The organism is Kitasatospora xanthocidica (genome assembly GCF_014656195.1).
Lineage (GTDB): Bacteria > Actinomycetota > Actinomycetes > Streptomycetales > Streptomycetaceae > Kitasatospora > Kitasatospora xanthocidica.
In genome coordinates this window covers 191,301-204,957 of record NZ_BNBY01000006.1, presented here as the reverse complement: position 1 = coordinate 204,957, position 13,657 = coordinate 191,301, and the positions used below count along the sequence as shown (strand labels likewise).

Here is a 13,657-nt window from a genome sequence, read left to right as displayed (position 1 = left end):
TCAACAGTACCGAGTCAACGGTAACCGCGCGTACGTCCGCCACCGACAGCTCGACCCGGACCGAAGGTCGGCCCGGGTCGGGAAGCTGTTTCGAAGGTGGTCGGCCGCGTCAGCCGAAGATCCAGAGGCTCAGCTTGGAGAAGCCGTAGTCCAGACCGGCGACGAAGGCCATCACGACCACGACGAACACGACGACGACGGTCGTGTAGCTGGTGAGCTCGCCCTTGGAGGGCCAGACCACCTTGCGCAGTTCGGCGATGATCTGCCGGTAGAACAGCCCCATGCGGGCGAACAGGCCCTTCTTGGCCCGCTTGCCGGACTTCTTGTCGCCGGAGCGGTTGGCCCGCTTGCGGTCGCGGCGCGACAGCGCCTTCTCCTCGCCCTCGACGGGCGTGGTCTCGGAAGCGCCGTCGGCACCCTCGGGGTTGCCGCTCTCAGGCGTTGCGGTGGAGCCCGTGGTCTCCGTCACTCGTCCTCACCTGAATCCGGGTCCTGCCGAACTTCGCCGCGCACCCGGTGGGGCACGACCAGCCGGCTAGCGGTGCTGATCGGTGCCATCTCCGCATCAAGCCCGCTCGCTCTGTGGAGCGAACGGGCTGAAACGGATCTGACAGCAGGGCAAGAGGGACTCGAACCCCCAACCGCCGGTTTTGGAGACCGGTGCTCTACCAATTGAGCTATTGCCCTACGGTGCCTCGCGGCTCCGGTGGCGACCAACCTACCGCATCTCCCCCCGCTGTCTGTAACAGCGGTGAAAGCTCCGGTCTTTTCGGCGGGCCGTCGAGCAGCGAGTGTACGTGGTCGAGGGGCGTTTGGTCGAACCTCTTCTTCCGGGACGATCGATCGCCCGGCGGATGTCCGGCCCGGCGCGGTGCCCGCCGACGGATCGCCGGGCACCGCGATGCGGAGGGGGCCGTACCGATCCCGGAAGCGTCATGTCCGGCCCGTCCCGGTTCTGCGACCATGCAGACATGAGCGCTTCCACCCAGCAGCCCAGCCAGTCCATCCGCCCCGCCGACCGCCGGGTCTCCGCCCGGATCGGTGCGATCGCCGAGTCCGCGACCCTCGCCGTGGACGCCAAGGCCAAGGCCCTCAAGGCCGCCGGCCGGCCGGTCATCGGCTTCGGTGCCGGCGAGCCCGACTTCCCGACGCCGGACTACATCGTCGAGGCGGCCGTCGAGGCCTGCCGGGACCCCAGGAACCACCGCTACACCCCGGCGGGTGGCCTGCCCGAGCTGAAGGCCGCGATCGCCGCCAAGACGCTGCGCGACTCGGGCTACCGGGTGGACGCCTCCCAGGTGCTGGTCACCAACGGCGGCAAGCAGGCGATCTACGAGGCCTTCGCGGCGATCCTGGACCCGGGCGACGAGGTCATCGTCCCGGCCCCGTACTGGACCACCTACCCGGAGTCGATCCGGCTGGCCGGCGGTGTCCCGGTGGAGGTCGTGGCCGACGAGACCACCGGCTACAAGGTCTCGGTCGAGCAGCTGGAGGCCGCCCGCACCGAGAACACCAAGGTGGTGCTGTTCGTCTCGCCGTCCAACCCGACCGGCGCGGTGTACACCGAGGCCGAGGCCGAGGCGATCGGCCGCTGGGCGCTGGAGCACGGCCTCTGGGTGCTCACCGACGAGATCTACGAGCACCTGGTGTACGGCGACGCCACCTTCACCTCGCTGCCGGCCCTGCTGCCCGAGCTGGCCGACAAGTGCGTCGTGGTCAACGGCGTCGCCAAGACCTACGCGATGACCGGCTGGCGGGTGGGCTGGGTGATCGGCCCCGCGGACGTCGTCAAGGCCGCGACCAACCTGCAGTCGCACGCCACCTCGAACGTCTCCAACGTCGCCCAGCGCGCCGCCCTGGCCGCCGTCGCCGGCGACCTGGACGCCGTCGCCGAGATGCGCGAGGCCTTCGACCGCCGCCGCAAGACCATCGTGCGGATGCTCAACGAGATCGAGGGCGTCCTCTGCCCCGAGCCCGAGGGCGCCTTCTACGCCTACCCGTCCGTCAAGGGCGTCCTGGGCAAGGAGATCCGCGGCAGGCGCCCGCAGACCTCCGGCGAGCTCGCGGCCCTGATCCTGGACGAGGCCGAGGTCGCGGTCGTCCCGGGCGAGGCCTTCGGCACCCCCGGCTACCTGCGGCTCTCCTACGCGCTCGGCGACGCCGACCTGGTCGAGGGCGTCAGCCGGATGCAGAAGCTGCTCGGCGAGGCCCGCGACTGACGTCGAGCCGACGTGCCGGTGTCACTTCGCCCCGAGCCGAAGGGCCGCGCCGGTGTCGAAAGCGACGAGCGACCAGCGACGAAGGCGCGCCGGAGCGAGGAGCGTCGACGCCGGGTCCGAGCGGCCCGGAGGCGAGCGAGCGGGCGAGCGACCGCCCTTTTTTCACCCCATCGGGGGACGGGAAGAGGGCGGTTCCCGTTTGGGGGCCGGATACGGCAGTATCGGTGAATGGAACGCCTGTTGAACCCGCGAGACGTCAGGGGCCTCCCGAAGGCCCACCTGCACCTGCACTTCACCGGCTCGATGCGCCCCGCCACGCTGCTGGAGCTGGCCGACAAGCACGGCGTCCGGCTGCCGGAGGCGCTCAGCTCCGCCGAGCCCCCGAAACTGCGCGCCACCGACGAGCGCGGCTGGTTCCGCTTCCAGCGCCTGTACGACACCGCCCGCTCGGTGCTGCGGGACGAGTCGGACATCCGCCGGCTGGTCCTGGAGACCGCCCAGGACGAGCGGCGGGACGGCTCCCGCTGGCTGGAGATCCAGGTCGACCCGACCTCCTACGCGCCCCGGCTGGGCGGGCTGATCCCCGCGCTGGAGCTGATCCTGGACGCGGTGCGCGACGCCGCCGACGCCACCGGGGTGGGCATCCGGGTGCTGGTCGCGGCGAACCGGATGAAGTCCCCGATGGACGCCCGGACGCTGGCCCGGCTGGCCGTCCGCTACGCCGACCACGGGGTGGTCGGCTTCGGACTCTCCAACGACGAGCGCCGCGGCCTCGCCCGGGACTTCGACCGGGCCTTCGCGATCGCCCGCCAGGGCGGGCTGCTGGCCGCCCCGCACGGCGGCGAGCTGGCCGGCCCGGAGTCCGTCCGGGACTGCCTGGACGACCTGGGCGCCGGCCGGATCGGCCACGGCGTGCGGGCCGCCGAGGACCCCCGGCTGATGGAACGGCTGGCGGCCCGGCAGATCACCTGCGAGGTGTGCCCGTCCTCCAACGTCTCGCTCGGCGTCTACGAGAACCCCGAGGAGGTCCCGCTGCGCCGGCTCTTCGACGCCGGGGTGCCGCTGGCACTGGGCGCGGACGACCCGCTGCTGTTCGGCAGCCGGCTGGCCGAGCAGTACGACCTGGCCCGGGACGTCCTGGGCTTCAGCGACGCCGAACTCGCCGAGCTGGCACGGCAGTCGGTGCGCGGCTCGGTGGCGCCGGAGGCCGTCCGCAAGGAGCTGCTGGCGGACATCGACGCCTGGCTGGCGGACGGGCACGCCCCCGCGGACGTGCCCGTCACCGCGAGCGCGAGCGCGAGCGCCTAGAGCGCGACGCCCACCATCACCGGCTCGTTGACCAGCTCCACCCCGAAGGCCTCGCGGACCCCGTCCCGGATCTCCCGGGCCAGGGCCAGCAGGTCGTCGGCGGTGGCCGAGCCGCGGTTGGTGAGCGCCAGGGTGTGCTTGGTGGAGAGCGTCGCCGGGCCGCTGCCGTAGCCCTTGCCGAAGCCGGCCTTGTCGATCAGCCAGGCCGCCGAGGTCTTGGTGCAGCCCTCCGGGGCCGGGTAGGCGGGGGCGTTCCCGGCGCCCGGCCGGGTGCGGAAGGACTCGTACTGCGCGGCCGTGAGCACCGGGTTGGTGAAGAAGGAGCCCGCCGACCAGGTGTCGTGGTCCGCCGGGTCCAGCACCATGCCCTTGCCGGCCCGCAGCTTCAGCACCGCCTCGTACGCCTCGACCAGCGGCACCCGCTCGTCCTGGGCGACGCCGAAGTGCTTGGCGACCTCGGCGTACCTGACCGGGCCGGAGAGCCCGTCGTGGTCGGCGAGCCCGAAGCGGACCCGCAGCACCACGTAGCGGTCCGGCTCGGCCTTGAAGCGGCTGTGGCGGTAGGAGAACTCGCACTCGGCGTTCGAGAGGGTGACCACCTCGTCGGCGGCGCGGTCGTAGGCGACCACCTCGGTGATCGTCTGGGCGACCTCCTGGCCGTACGCGCCGACGTTCTGCACCGGGGTGGCGCCGGCCGAGCCGGGGATGCCGGCCAGGAACTCGACGCCGGCCAGGCCGTGCTCGCGCACCGCGCGGGTGACCGCCTCCGACCACACCTCGCCGGCGGCCAGCTCCAGCACGGTGCCGTCCACGGTGAAGCCGGCGGTGGCGATCCGCAGCACGGTGCCGGGGAAGCCGGCGTCGCCGATCACCAGGTTGGAGCCGCCGCCGAGGACCAGCAGCGGCTCACCGGCCGCGTCGGCCGCGCGGACGGCGGCGATCACCTCGTCGTCGGTGTGGGCGGTCACCAGACGGCGGGCCGGGCCGCCGAGCCGGAGCGTGGTGAGCGGGGCGAGGGGGGCGTCGTTTTCTACCAGCACGCCCACCAGCGTACGGGGGGAAGGGCGGCCCCCCGGCCGTCCTTCCCCCCGCACCCGTTCCCGGGCCCGTCCCCGCACCCGTCCCCGCACCCGTCCCCGCATCCGCCCGGATCCGGGCCGCACCGGCTCAGACCCGGCCCGCTCAGACCCGGCCCGCTCAGACCCGGCCCGCTCAGACCCGGCCGGCTCCGGCCCGGTCCGCCACCGGCCGCCCGGCTGCGGCCTCGGCCGCGACGACGGCCCGGCGCCGGCGCGGGATGAACGCCGCGGCGAGCGCCCCGGCCCCGACGGCCACCGCGCCGACGTACAGCGCGGGCACCAGCCCGTCCGCGAAGGCCTGCGCCGACTCGTAGCCGCCCTGCGCCGAGAACACCGCCGAGAGCGAGGCCACCCCGAGCGCCCCGCCGACCTCACGCAGCGCGTTGTTGGCGCCGGAGGCGATGCCCTGCTCGTGCGGCCGGACGCTCCCCATCACCAGCTGGGCGGTCGGGCCGAAGTAGAGCGACATGCCGATCCCGCAGACCACGATGGCCGGGATCTGGGCGAGGTAGTCGAAGCCGCCGCCGCCCGCGACCAGGCCGAACAGCGCGAGGCCGGCGGCCTGGAGGGCCAGCCCGGCGACCACGATCGGCCGGCCGCCGATCCGGTCGGAGACGATGCCCGCGATCGGCGAGATCAGCAGCGGCATCGCGGTCCACGGCAGCATCCGGATGCCGGCCTCCTGCGGGCTGTAGCCGCCGACGCCCTGGAGGTACTGGCTGATCAGGAAGATCGAGCCGAACATCCCGAGGTACATCAGCAGGCTGGCTGCGTTGACGGCGGAGAACGCGCGGCTGCGGAAGAGCCGCATCGGCAGCATCGGGTGGGCGGCCACGCGCTGCTCGTAGCGGACGAACGCGGCCAGCAGCAGCACGCCGGCGATCAGGGCGCCGAGGACCAGCGGGCTGGTCCAGCCGTCCGGGTTGCCGCGGATCAGGCCGAGGACCACCCCGAACATCCCCAGGCTGACCAGCACGGTGCCGGGGACGTCCAGGGCGCGCTCCGCGCCCCGGCTCTCGCCGAGCCTCAGATAGGCCAGCGGCAGCAGGACGAGCCCGACCGGGACGTTCACCCAGAAGATCCACTGCCAGGAGAAGTGCTCGGTGAGCGAGCCGCCGATCAGCGGCCCGGCGGCGACGGCGAGGCCGCTGACGCCCGACCAGATGCCGAAGGCCAGACCCCGCTTGGCCTCGGGCACGGCGGCGGTGAGCAGGGTGAGGGTGAGCGGCATCATCACCGCGGCTCCGACACCCTGGACGGCCCGGGCGGCGATCAGCTCGCCGATCTCCGGGGAGAGGGCGGCCGCGGTGGAGCCGAGGGTGAAGACCGTCAGGCCGACCAGGAAGATCCGGCGCCGGCCGAAGCGGTCGCCGAGGGCCGCGCCGAACATCAGCAGCACGGCGAAGCTCAGGGTGTAGGCGCTGACCGTCCATTCGAGGTCGGACAGCCCGCCGCCGAGTTCCTCGCGGATCGACGGCAGTGCGGTGGTGACCACCAGGTTGTCCAGGGCGGCCATGAAGCTCGCCGCGCTGACGATCACCAGGGTCCAGATCGCGGTCCTGCCGAGAGCCGGTTTCTCCGTCATGACTTCCCCCAGTTCCTCCAGGTCCGGGCCTTCCGGATCCTAGGTAGTTATTGATCAATAACTTTCTGGGGCCGAAAAGAGGCCGCACGGAGTCCACCGTGCGGCCCGCCTACTCGGCCGGGTCGTGCGCGTTGAAGCCGCTCCAGATCCGGTGGTCCTCCGGGAAGCCCAGCGCCACCAGCGTGTTGATCAGCATCCCGTGCGCGAAGAAGTGCGTGGCGTCCCCCATGTCCCCGCCGATCCGGATCCTGACCCGCTCGAACAGGGACTCCCAGAGCCGCCGGGCCGAATCCCCGATGCCCTCCTCGCCCGCCGCCCGCGCCGCGAACACCGAGACGTAGAGCTGCATCTGCATCATGAGCTGGTCGCGGTCCCCGACCAGTCCCATGTAGGCCTCGGACATCGCCTCGGCGGCGGCCGAGCCGGTCAGCCCGGCCGAGGCCTCATCGAACACCCGCCAGGTCTCCTCGACGCAGCGCTCGGCGGCCGCCTCGAAGATGGCCTGCTTGCCCGGGAAGAGCCGGAACAGGTACGGCTGCGAGACGCCCACCCGACGGGCGATCGCCTCGGTGGAGGTGCCCCGGTAGCCGCCGCGGGCGAACTCGATCATCGCGGCACGGACGACGCTCTCGCGCCGCTCCTCCGCGCTCATCCGCATGCTCGACCTCGCCATGGGTTCTAAGTTAGTGGCCAATCACTACCTATGCAAGGGCGCGGCCCCGGCCGACCCCGGCGAACTCGCCGTCCGGGGTCGGCCGGGGCCGGTCCCGCCGCTCTCAGACGAGGCGGACGATCGCCCGGGACATCCCGAGGACCTTCTGCCCGCCGGTGGTGGCCAGCAGGTCGACCTGCACCTTGCGGTCGTCCAGCTTCTTGGCGACCTTGGCCGAGACCTCGATCACCGCGCCCACCCCGTCGTTCGGCACCGGCACCGGACGGGTGAAGCGCACGCCGTACTCGACCACCGCGGCCGGGTCGCCGACCCAGTCGGTGACGACCCGGACGGCCTCGGCCATGGTGAACATGCCGTGCGCGATGACGTCCGGCAGGCCGACCTCCAGGGCGAACTTCTCGTTCCAGTGGATCGGGTTGAAGTCGCCCGAGGCGCCCGCGTAGCGCACCAGTGTGTCGCGGGTCACCGGGAAGGATCCCGCCGGCAGCTCGGTGCCGACCTCGACCTCGTCGTAGCTGATCGCCATCGCGCTCACTCCCCCGCCTCGTCGGCGGCCCGGGCCACCAGGGTCATGACCGACGTCACAACGTGCTCGCCGGTCGCGTCCGTCACCTCGCCACGCACGGTGAGCACGTCGTTGCCCGCCAGCGACTTGATGTTGTCGATGGTCACGGCGACCGACAGCCGGTCACCGGCCCGCACCGGGCGGGTGTAGGCGAACTTCTGGTCGCCGTGCACGACCCGGGTGAAGTCCAGGCCAAGCTCCGGGTCCTCGACGACCTGGCCGGCCGCGCGGTAGGTGATCACGAACGGGAAGGTCGGCGGGGCGATCACGTCCGGGTGGCCCAGCGCCTTCGCCGCCTCCGCGTCGGTGTACGCCGGGTTGGCGTCGCCGATCGCGATCGCGAACTCGCGGATCTTCTCCCGGCCGACCTCGTACGGCTCGGTGGGCGGGTAACTACGCCCGATGAAGGAGGGGTCGAGCGCCATGGCAGCTCCTCGGAACACGGATGGACACGAAGCGGACGGATACGGAAAAGACTCCGGGCCACACCCCTCGTGAGGGATGCGGCCCGGAGTCGAAGACCTGATTCACACAGGCCCGATGCCCTACGACAGGGTCAGCGGGTCTCGCGGTGCGCGGTGTGCGAGTTGCAGCGGGGGCAGTGCTTCTTCATCTCAAGACGGTCCGGGTCGTTACGCCGGTTCTTCTTGGTGATGTAGTTCCGCTCCTTGCACTCCACGCAGGCCAGCGTGATCTTCGGGCGGACATCGGTGGCAGCCACGGGAGTGCCTTCCTTGGACAACGAATAAGAACACAACAAGAGTAGCCGACCGGGAGTGCGATCTCCCGACCGACTACGCGGGGTAGCGGTGACCGGACTTGAACCGGTGACACAGCGATTATGAGCCGCTTGCTCTACCAACTGAGCTACACCGCCACAGTGATCCGTGGCACAGCCGAGGCTGACCACTTCTCACCAGAGCCCCCATGCGGAATCGAACCGCAGACCTTCTCCTTACCATGGAGACGCTCTACCGACTGAGCTATAGGGGCGAACGAGGAAGAGATTACACGTTTCGCGCCCGGAGGTGAAATCCGTATCCCGCGGCGAAGACCGCAGGTGGGCGGGGCGCGCGGACGAGCGATCCAAGGCCGGGCGTTCGATCGGCCCGTGAGCCCGGCGGCCCGACCCGATACGACTATTGCCCGCCTCCCGGCGCCCCGCCCCCGAGCCCCATAGGCTCGACGCTCATTGATCGGGTTGATCGGGATCGACTGGCCGACCGCACGGGCCGGCGCGAGAGGGGGCCGGCGATGGACAGCGCAGCCGCCGACGGGCCGCACCAGGGGCCCGGCCCGGCGGCCAACCCGCTCGGGCACGGTCCGGTCCTGTTGCTCACCGGCGCCCGACTGGCCGACGGGCGGGTGGTGGACGTCCGGATCAGCGGCGACCGGATCCAGGCCGTCGGCACCGTCGGCAGCCTCGGCCCGCTGCCCGCCCTGCCCGGCGCCCCCACCGTCACCACCGGCGCCCGGATCGACCTCACGGGCTACCTGCTGCTCCCGGCCCCCGCCGAGGCGCACGCCCACTACGACGACGCCTTCTCCGCCGCCCTGCCCGCCCCGCCGCCGGACACCCAGGGCGACCTGACCCAGCGGGTCACCGAGGCCGCGCTCACCTCGCTCGGCTACGGCGCCACCGCGCAGCGCACCCACGTCCGGATCGGCGACGTGCACGGGCTGCGCCGGCTGGAGGCGGTGCTCACCGCCCGGCAGGCACTGCGGGGGCTGGCCGAGCTGCAGGCGGTGGCGATGCCCCGGCTGCTCACCGGCCGGGCCGGCGCGGACGGCCGGGCGCAGCTGCGCGAGGCGCTCAAGCTGGGGGCCACGGCGGCCGGCGGCTGTCCGGAGCTGGATCCGGACCCGGCCGGGTACGTGCAGCTGCTGCTGGAGGCCGCCCGGGAGGCGGACTGCCCGGTGGACCTGCACACCACCGCCGCCGACGCGGCCCAACTCGCCCGGCTGGTCGGCGCCTTGGCGCCGCTGCGGCCACGGGTGACGCTCGGGCCGTGCGGCGCGCTGGCCCGGGGTGCCGCGACGGTGCTGGCGACCGGCGGGGTGCGGGTGGTCTGCCTGCCGCAGAACGGCGGCTGCACCGGGCTGGAGGGCCGGTCGACGGGCCTGCGGCCGGGCCTGCTGCGGGAGTTGGCGCAGGCCCGGGTTCCGCTGGCGGCGGGCAGCGGGGCGCTGCGCGACCCGTCCAACCCGGTCGGCCGGGCCGATCCGCTGGAGGCGGCGTACCTGCTGGCGGCGGGCGGGGAGCTGGAGCCGGAGGCGGCGTACGACGCGGTGGCGAACCAGGCCCGGGCGGCGCTCGGGCTGCCGCCGGTCCGGGTGGACGCCGGGTTCCCGGCGGAGCTGCTGGCGGTGCGCGGGGACAGCCTGGCCGGGGCGCTCGCGGGCGGGCACAGCCGGCTGGTGGTGCACAGCGGCCGGGTGGTCAGCCGGACCAGCGCGGTGCGGGAGTTCGCGGACACCGTGGCACTGGCGCTGCCGCGGCAGTCCGGGAGCACCGAGGACTGACCCTGCGGGCCGGGGCCGGCGGGTCGGCCTCCGGAAGCGGCTGGCGGGAACGGAAGCAGCGGGCAAAAAGGGGCGCGCGATGAATGGTCGCGCGCCCCTCCCCCACCTGCTGGCCGCCGTTCCCGACGGCGGCGCGAGCGGGCCCGGGCTTCCCCCACACGGAGCAGGGCCCGCTCGCTTCGGTACCGACGCTACGCCCACGGAGCACCGCCCTCCACCGGCCTTGACGCTCTCCTGGCGCCCCCCGGCCCGCTCTTGACGGCCCGTTGACGACCGGGCGCCCCGGCTCCCGGACCGCCCGCCACCTCCACCGCGCGCCGCCCCGCCGCGCGCTACGGCACGTACCGGTACCCGATCCCCGGCTCGGTGATCAGGTGCCGCGGCCGGGTCGGGTCGCGCTCCAGCTTGCGGCGCAGCCCGGCGAGGTAGACCCGCAGGTAGTTGCCGCGCCCCTCCTGGGCCGGGCCCCACACCTCGCGCAGGATCTGCCGGCCGGGCACCAGCCGGCCGGGGTTGGCGAGCAGCAGGGCGAGGATCCGCCACTCGGTCGGGGTGAGCCGTACCGGGCCGTTCGGGCCGGTGACGGTGGTGGCCGCGAGGTCCACGGCGTGGTCGCCGATCACCGGCCGGGTGGGCGGGACCCCGCCCAGCGGGCGGCGCAGCACCGCGCGCAGCCGGGCCAGCAGTTCCTCCATCAGGAACGGTTTGGTGAGGTAGTCGTCGGCGCCGGCGTCCAGGGCGCCGACCTTGTCGGCGGCGTCGCCGCGGCCGGAGAGCACGATGATCGGCATCGCGCTGTGGGTGCGCAGGCCGCGCAGCACGTCCATCCCGTCGAGGTCGGGCAGGCCGAGGTCGAGCAGGACGGCGTCCGGGAGCGAGTGCGCGGCGCGGTCGAGCGCCTCGCCGCCGCTGGCGGCGGTGCGGACGGCGTACTGCCGGGCGCTGAGGTTGATCCGTAAGGTCCGCAGCAGCGCCGGCTCGTCGTCGACGATCAGGATCTCACTCATGCGGTGGCTCCTCCCCGGAGGCTGCGAGGTCGGCGGGCTCGGTCCCGGAGTGCGCGGCAGGCAGGGTGAGCAGCATGGTGGTGCCGCCGCCGGGGGTGTCCTCGACCTCCAGGCTGCCGCCCATGGCCTCGGCGAGGCCCCGGGAGAGGGCGAGGCCGAGGCCGACGCCGGTGGTGTTGTCGGTGTCGCCGAGGCGCTGGAAGGGCAGGAAGACCCGGTCGCGGTCCTCGGGGGCGATGCCGGGGCCGCGGTCGATCACCCGGATCTCGACCTGGTCGGCGTGGTGGCTGGCGGTGACCAGGACGGGCGCGCCGGGGGCGTTGTACCGCAGCGCGTTGGTGATCACGTTGGCGAGCACGCGTTCCAGCAGCGGCGGGTCGGCGAGCACCGGCGGGGCGGTGTCCAGGTCCAGCGGCTGGATCGGCGCGTACGGGTCGGGGAGGCTGTCCAGCGCCCTGGGCAGGATCTCGTCCAGGTGGATCTCGGTGAGGTGCAGGGTGAGCGCGCCGGCCTGGAGGCGGCTCATGTCGAGCAGGTTGTCGACCAGCCGGGTGAGCTTGACCAGTGATTCGTCGGCGGTGGCGAGGAGTTCGTCCTGGTCCTCGGGTGAGAACTCGACGTCGGGGCTGCGCAGCGAGCCGACCGAGGCGAGGGCGGCGGCCAGCGGGGTGCGCAGGTCGTGGCTGACGGCGGCGAGCAGGGCGGTGCGCATCCGGTCGGCGGCCTTGATCGGCTCGACCTCGGCGGCGACCACGGCCAGCCGGTCGCGTTCCAGGGCGGCGGCGACGTGGGCGGCGAAGGCGGTGAGGACGCGCTGGTCGGCGGCGGGCAGCCGGCGGCCGGTGAGCACCAGGACGGCGTCCGCGCCGACCGGGACCTCGGTGGACTCCTGCGGGCCGTCCTCGTCCTGGCGCGCGCTCCGGTGCTCGCCCTGGTGCTCGCCCTGGCGCGCGGTCCGGTGCTCGCCCTGGTGCTCGCCCTCGCAGTGGGCGAGCACCTCGCCGTCGGCCCGGGAGAGCAGGGCGACGGCCCGCATGCCGAAGGCCGTCCGGGACTTCTCCAGCAGGGCGGGCAGGGCGTCGGCGCCGCGCAGCACGCTGCCGGCCAGGGTGGAGAGGGTCTCGGCCTCGGCGGTGGCCCGGGCCGCCCGGCTGGTGAGCCGGCCGGCGTGGTCGACCACGGTGGAGACGGTGAGCGCGATGGCGGCGAAGACCACCAGGGCGACGATGTTGTTGGTCTCGCCGATGGTCAGGCTGTGGATCGGCGGGATGAAGTAGTAGTTCAGCAGCACCGAGGCGATGAGCGCGGCCACCAGGGCGGACATCGCGCCGCCGAGCAGGGCGACGATGACCACGCCGAGCTGGAAGATCAGGGCGTCGGTGGTGAGGTTGATCCGCTGGTGCGCCTGGGAGAGCAGGGCGGTGAGCAGCCAGGGCAGGACGAGGCCGGCCGTGTAGCCGACGACGGTGCGCCGCCGGGAGTGGCGGCGGCCGAGCGCGGGCAGCCGGCCGCGGCCGGTGAACTCGTGGGTGACCATGTGGACGTCGATGTCCTCGGAGGCGTCCACGGTGGTCTCGCCGATGCCGGGGCCGGTGAGGAAGCGGTTGATCCGGCCGCGGCGGCTGGTGCCGAGCACCAGCTGGGTGGCGTCGTGGGCGCGGGCGAAGGCGAGCAGCGCGGTCGGGATGTCGTCGCCGACGACCACGTGGTAGCTGCCGCCGAGGGTCTCGACCAGTTGCCGCTGCTGGGCGAGCGCCCCGGAGGAGGCGCCGGCCAGGCCGTCGCTGCGGGTGACGTGGACGGCCAGCAGGTCGCCTCCGGCCGTACGGTCGGCAATGCGGGCGGCGCGGCGGATCAGGGTCTCGCCCTCGGGGCCGCCGGTGAGGGCGACCACGACGCGTTCGCGGGTCTCCCAGACCCGGTCGATGCGGTGGGCGGCCCGGTAGTCGCGCAGGCCCTCGTCGACCCGCCCGGCGACCCAGAGCAGGGCGAGTTCGCGCAGGGCGGTGAGGTTGCCGACCCGGAAGTAGTTGGAGAGCGCGGCGTCCACCTTCTCCGCCTTGTAGACGTTGCCGTGGGCCATCCGGCGCCGCAGTGCCTGCGGGGCCATGTCGACGAGTTCGATCTGGTCGGCCCGGCGGACCACCTCGTCCGGGACGGTCTCGCGCTGCGGGATGCCGGTGATCTTCTGGACGACGTCGTTCAGCGATTCCAGGTGCTGGATGTTGACGGTGGTGATGACGTCGATCCCGGCGGCGAGCAGTTCCTCGACGTCCTGCCAGCGCTTGGGGTGCCGGCCGCCGGGGATGTTGGTGTGCGCCAGTTCGTCGACCAGGACGACGGACGGGCGGCGGGCGAGCACCGTGTCGAGGTCCATCTCCTCGAACTCGGCGTCCCGGTAGGAGCGCCGGACCCGCGGCAGGACCTCCAGGCCGGCCAGCATGCCCTCGGTGTGGCGCCGGCCGTGGCACTCGATGTAGCCGACCACGACGTCCGCCCCGCGCTCCTGTCTGCGCCGGGCCTCGTCCAGCATCCGGTAGGTCTTGCCGACCCCCGGCGCGGAGCCGAGGTACACCCTCAGCCGGCCGCGGCGGATGCCTGAGCCGGGGGTGAGGTCGCGGGCCATGGGCACTGCTCTTTCCATCGGGAGGTGGTGCACGTCTGCGGACACGGGTCGGCCGGCTCGGGCGAGGGAGTC

Annotated in this window: 12 protein-coding genes and 3 tRNA genes; 3 read left to right on the top strand and 12 right to left on the bottom strand. The window is 73.2% G+C overall.

The genetic code is table 11. From position 1 onward, the window contains the following. Positions 1–109: 109 nt before the first annotated feature. Together secE and IE332_RS13305 are read right to left on the bottom strand one after the other, a co-directional pair. Positions 110–469 carry a preprotein translocase subunit SecE gene (gene secE / locus IE332_RS13310; protein WP_189916029.1) on the bottom strand — a complete coding sequence of 120 codons (360 nt, stop codon included), beginning with the start codon at positions 467–469 and terminating at the stop codon, positions 110–112. 145 nt (positions 470–614) lie between these two features. Further along, a tRNA-Trp gene (locus IE332_RS13305) sits at positions 615–687 on the bottom strand. Positions 688–971: 284 nt separating this feature from the next. Between IE332_RS13305 and IE332_RS13300 the strand changes: the two genes are divergently transcribed. Together IE332_RS13300 and IE332_RS13295 are read left to right on the top strand one after the other, a co-directional pair. Continuing rightward, positions 972–2,219 (top strand): pyridoxal phosphate-dependent aminotransferase, encoded by a 1,248-nt coding sequence (locus IE332_RS13300; RefSeq protein ID WP_189916028.1) that lies wholly within the window; start codon positions 972–974, stop codon positions 2,217–2,219. A gap of 228 nt (positions 2,220–2,447) precedes the next feature. Then, a complete protein-coding gene (locus IE332_RS13295) occupies positions 2,448–3,527 on the top strand; it encodes an adenosine deaminase (protein ID WP_189916027.1) in 1,080 nt (359 codons plus the stop codon). On the opposite strand, the gene IE332_RS13290 is transcribed toward IE332_RS13295, so the two are convergent. From IE332_RS13290 to IE332_RS13255, 8 genes are all read right to left on the bottom strand, one after another. Next, positions 3,524–4,669, bottom strand: coding sequence for a UDP-N-acetylmuramate dehydrogenase (locus IE332_RS13290; RefSeq protein ID WP_189916026.1), 1,146 nt, complete (start codon positions 4,667–4,669; stop codon positions 3,524–3,526). The two genes, IE332_RS13295 and IE332_RS13290, sit on opposite strands and share 4 nt — an antisense overlap. Before the next feature lie 70 nt (positions 4,670–4,739). Next, a complete protein-coding gene (locus IE332_RS13285; protein WP_189916025.1) occupies positions 4,740–6,191 on the bottom strand; it encodes a DHA2 family efflux MFS transporter permease subunit in 1,452 nt (483 codons plus the stop codon). A 109-nt stretch (positions 6,192–6,300) separates the two neighbouring features. Then, positions 6,301–6,864 (bottom strand): TetR/AcrR family transcriptional regulator, encoded by a 564-nt coding sequence (locus IE332_RS13280; protein WP_229928568.1) that lies wholly within the window; start codon positions 6,862–6,864, stop codon positions 6,301–6,303. 103 nt (positions 6,865–6,967) lie between these two features. After that, positions 6,968–7,390 (bottom strand): MaoC family dehydratase, encoded by a 423-nt coding sequence (locus tag IE332_RS13275; RefSeq protein WP_189916024.1) that lies wholly within the window; start codon positions 7,388–7,390, stop codon positions 6,968–6,970. A 5-nt stretch (positions 7,391–7,395) separates the two neighbouring features. Next, positions 7,396–7,854, bottom strand: coding sequence for a MaoC family dehydratase N-terminal domain-containing protein (locus tag IE332_RS13270; RefSeq protein WP_189916023.1), 459 nt, complete (start codon positions 7,852–7,854; stop codon positions 7,396–7,398). A gap of 131 nt (positions 7,855–7,985) precedes the next feature. Next, on the bottom strand, positions 7,986–8,150 hold the full coding sequence (gene rpmG / locus IE332_RS13265; RefSeq protein WP_006604855.1) for a 50S ribosomal protein L33: 165 nt from the start codon (positions 8,148–8,150) through the stop codon (positions 7,986–7,988). 83 nt (positions 8,151–8,233) lie between these two features. Further along, positions 8,234–8,306, bottom strand: a tRNA-Met gene (locus tag IE332_RS13260). Positions 8,307–8,349: 43 nt separating this feature from the next. Further along, positions 8,350–8,422 (bottom strand) — tRNA-Thr (locus IE332_RS13255). 261 nt (positions 8,423–8,683) lie between these two features. On the opposite strand from IE332_RS13255, the gene IE332_RS13250 reads away from it, so the two are divergent. Next, complete coding sequence (locus IE332_RS13250) at positions 8,684–9,952, top strand: amidohydrolase family protein (protein ID WP_189916022.1); 1,269 nt, start codon at positions 8,684–8,686, stop codon at positions 9,950–9,952. 332 nt (positions 9,953–10,284) lie between these two features. Here IE332_RS13250 and IE332_RS13245 read toward each other — a convergent pair whose 3' ends face one another. Further along, entirely contained in the window at positions 10,285–10,959 is a 675-nt protein-coding gene (locus tag IE332_RS13245; protein WP_189916021.1) for a response regulator, read from the bottom strand. Beyond that, a complete protein-coding gene (locus IE332_RS13240) occupies positions 10,952–13,585 on the bottom strand; it encodes an ATP-binding protein (protein ID WP_229928567.1) in 2,634 nt (877 codons plus the stop codon). The genes IE332_RS13245 and IE332_RS13240 overlap by 8 nt, the downstream gene beginning before the upstream one ends. Positions 13,586–13,657: the final 72 nt, after the last annotated feature.

What these genes read in the sequence shown, in the direction of transcription:
- IE332_RS13280 (WP_229928568.1), bottom strand. Translation starts at nt 6,864, where the DNA reads ATGGCGAGGTCGAGCATGCGGATGAGCGCGGAGGAGCGGCGCGAGAGC.
- IE332_RS13275 (WP_189916024.1), bottom strand. Translation starts at nt 7,390, where the DNA reads ATGGCGATCAGCTACGACGAGGTCGAGGTCGGCACCGAGCTGCCGGCG.
- IE332_RS13295 (WP_189916027.1), top strand. Translation starts at nt 2,448, where the DNA reads ATGGAACGCCTGTTGAACCCGCGAGACGTCAGGGGCCTCCCGAAGGCC.
- IE332_RS13285 (WP_189916025.1), bottom strand. Translation starts at nt 6,191, where the DNA reads ATGACGGAGAAACCGGCTCTCGGCAGGACCGCGATCTGGACCCTGGTG.
- IE332_RS13245 (WP_189916021.1), bottom strand. Translation starts at nt 10,959, where the DNA reads ATGAGTGAGATCCTGATCGTCGACGACGAGCCGGCGCTGCTGCGGACC.
- IE332_RS13300 (WP_189916028.1), top strand. Translation starts at nt 972, where the DNA reads ATGAGCGCTTCCACCCAGCAGCCCAGCCAGTCCATCCGCCCCGCCGAC.
- IE332_RS13290 (WP_189916026.1), bottom strand. Translation starts at nt 4,669, where the DNA reads ATGCGGGGACGGGTGCGGGGACGGGTGCGGGGACGGGCCCGGGAACGG.
- IE332_RS13250 (WP_189916022.1), top strand. Translation starts at nt 8,684, where the DNA reads ATGGACAGCGCAGCCGCCGACGGGCCGCACCAGGGGCCCGGCCCGGCG.
- IE332_RS13270 (WP_189916023.1), bottom strand. Translation starts at nt 7,854, where the DNA reads ATGGCGCTCGACCCCTCCTTCATCGGGCGTAGTTACCCGCCCACCGAG.
- IE332_RS13240 (WP_229928567.1), bottom strand. Translation starts at nt 13,585, where the DNA reads ATGGCCCGCGACCTCACCCCCGGCTCAGGCATCCGCCGCGGCCGGCTG.